Origin of the sequence: Corynebacterium gottingense, from assembly GCF_003693265.1 — a bacterium.
In the GTDB taxonomy this organism is placed as follows: domain Bacteria; phylum Actinomycetota; class Actinomycetes; order Mycobacteriales; family Mycobacteriaceae; genus Corynebacterium; species Corynebacterium gottingense.
Genome location: NZ_RDRE01000082.1, coordinates 1 through 2,604 on the forward strand (window position 1 = coordinate 1; position 2,604 = coordinate 2,604).

Consider the following 2,604-nt stretch of genomic DNA (forward strand, 5'->3'; position numbering starts at 1 on the left):
ATTTCGCTCGCGATGCAGCAAACCACGGTGCGGCGCCTCAAGCTCGATGAGATCAGCCTGCCCGGCTTTGCCAACCTCCTGGTCCTCGCGTTCCTCTTCGGGCTCTTTGCCGGCGGCTTCGCCATCATCTTTTTCATAGTGCTCTTCGTCGCGGCAATGCTGCATTTGGAAACGTCGGAACTGTCCTGGTACGAGGCCGGCCCGACGTACGTCATGCTCGGAACCGCGTTCATCTTCACCGCGGCGACAGCCTTCGTCGCGTTCATCCCGTTCGCCGCGGCAGACGGCCGCACCAGCTTCGGCGCCTCGGTCACACTGGGCCTGCGCGCGTCGGTGCGAAACTGGTTCAAGGTATTTATCGCGGTCGCCGCCCCCTACGCCTTGATGGTCGTGGCGGTGTGGAATGACCTCACCATGCGCCCCGGCTCCTGGTACGTCACCTGCGGCGTCGCCGCGCTCGTCTTCCCGCTCCTGTTCCTCGCCCTCGCACACGGGTACCGCCAGGTCACCGGGGGCTTCCCGCTTATCGACGCCACCGCACACCCCAAATCTGCACTCTCAGTGTCTTTTGCAGACAAATTATGAACAGTTAGTTGAGGAACATGGCTAAAACTAGGGTTGCCCATCTTGCAGGGTTGATAAAACTACTTTCGGATTGGCTGGGAATTGAAAACCAATAACGTTTTGACCGCAGATCGGGATCGGCAAGGTTGGATCATCTCAGATGGACATGCGCCAATTTCAGCATCGTTATCACGACAAGGTGGTCAGTGTGTGATCTCACTGGTTTCGGAATATGCCGAGTCTAAGGAACGTTGGACGGGTTCGGTAAATCCCCGCAGCACCTGGAACCGTTCATTTGACTTCCTTTTTGTAGACGAACTGGGGCAAGTCGAGGTAGCAAATTGCTGGACAATTCAGGTACAGGGTGCGGGGCCGTTTCAGGGAGTTGAACGGTGGGAGCTGCGACCTCAACAATTGATCTTCGATGGAAATGGCAGGACATGGGAGAACGCATCTGAGGTTGTTTCGTACGTGCCGATGCTGCGTAACTGGATGCTGGAGTGTACAGAGCTTATCGATTCCGATTACAGAGACGATAAAAACTGGCTGGCGATCAATCTCAAGAAGCCGAAGACAATTCCGTTTAAGGGACAGTTGAACCACCGGATTGTTATTGAGGCACGTACTGAGTCAATCGGAATGGGCAAGGGGCTACAGGCATTTAGTATTGCTCGAATTATCACAAAGCTGGAGAAGCCAGAAGAACGTGATGTTGCGTTTGAGGAACATTCCGCAATTCTCGACTTCCTTTCAATCATATACGGTCAGCCTATTGGTTTTTCTGAGCGAAGCGTTAGCTCGAGTAGCAATCCGGTACTCGACGTCAATCATCGACCAATCGATCCTGACTATTGGGAGGAGTGTAGAGTCGAAACTTTAGGTAACGAGGATGCTCTGCTTGACATAGAAAAAGGTCGAAATCCTGAGGCGCTAATCCACTATTCCACGGAAAACCCCGAAGTTCTTTCCCGCTGGCTAGAGTTCTGGGCAAATAATAAGCCCGGTGTCGATGCTTTAAAAAGAGCTTTATCCGAAAAGATCTCTTGGGAGAATCGGCTGTTAAATGTAGCAGTTGCGGTAGAGGAATTCGGACACAGAATCCCTGGCCAAGTAGAGCGGGGAACAGTAGATAACTGCTTTCCTGTCTATCTAAAACGGATATGCCTTAGCATGCCAAGGATTGCAATGATGCATCCTGCGCAATGGGCTAGCCGATTTAACACCGCTTACAAAGGGATCAAGCATGCCGATAATGATTTTCCTGAATTTGCAGAAATCGTGCGAACGGCAGAACAAGGCATTAACTGGCTTAGGGCCTGGTGTTGCTTCCAGGTCGACCCCCACAATCCGATTATGGACTACACCTGGAGCCGTATAACCAACATTGAAGAGTTCTATCCGAAATCGCAGGATGAATTAGATAATGACAATTGGGCAATTCTGTTGACGGACGAGGAATGGAAGCAGGAGAGCGCTCGGTTAACTAAAGCGAATAGTGGCTTCCGTTGGAATCACGCGCATATAGATGTATTGGATACTAGTGATCAAAACAGTGATGTTGAAGAAGGACATGGAGACTAGGCTCCAACTTGGCGCTCTCGGGTCTGACTAGTGAAAAATCGTTAAGGTTGATCTGCTCACACTAAGCCAGCTAACTTAGTCATACCTTCTTTGTACCCACAACCCGTGTTCAGGTAATGACCGCTAACCCCAAAACCATCAACGTCCGCGCCGCCTTCGAGTGGTCAATCCGCACCGTCTTGAACAACTGGGCGATGTGGGTGCCGCTCACGCTCGCCACCTTCCTCGTGTCAGTTGTCCTGTGGGTGCTGCTGCAGTTTTATGGCTACTTGCTCGTGTTCATGCTGGCGTCGGCCCTGTTTGCCATCGTCGCGCTGCAGCAGACGCAGCACCCCCGGCTGCGCCTGACCGAGCTGGAGTTCCCCCGCGCCTTCCAGACACTCGGCGCGACGGCGGTGGTGGAGCTCATCGGCTTCCTGAGCTTCGCCCTCTGGCTGGGTATTGCAGCCCCCTCCTTCG

Annotated in this window: 3 protein-coding genes; all 3 read left to right on the plus strand. The window is 53.0% G+C overall.

The features are described from left to right. Nucleotides 1–585: hypothetical protein (locus tag EAW56_RS11665; RefSeq protein WP_208636519.1), on the plus strand; the 585-nt coding region annotated here is incomplete at its 5' end. Between the two features lie 189 nt (nt 586–774). Beyond that, nucleotides 775–2,145 carry a hypothetical protein gene (locus tag EAW56_RS11670; protein ID WP_244213425.1) on the plus strand — a complete coding sequence of 457 codons (1,371 nt, stop codon included), beginning with the start codon at nt 775–777 and terminating at the stop codon, nt 2,143–2,145. Nucleotides 2,146–2,261: 116 nt separating this feature from the next. Next, a partial coding sequence (locus EAW56_RS11675) for a hypothetical protein (protein ID WP_147453314.1) occupies nt 2,262–2,604 on the plus strand: 343 nt, incomplete at its 3' end.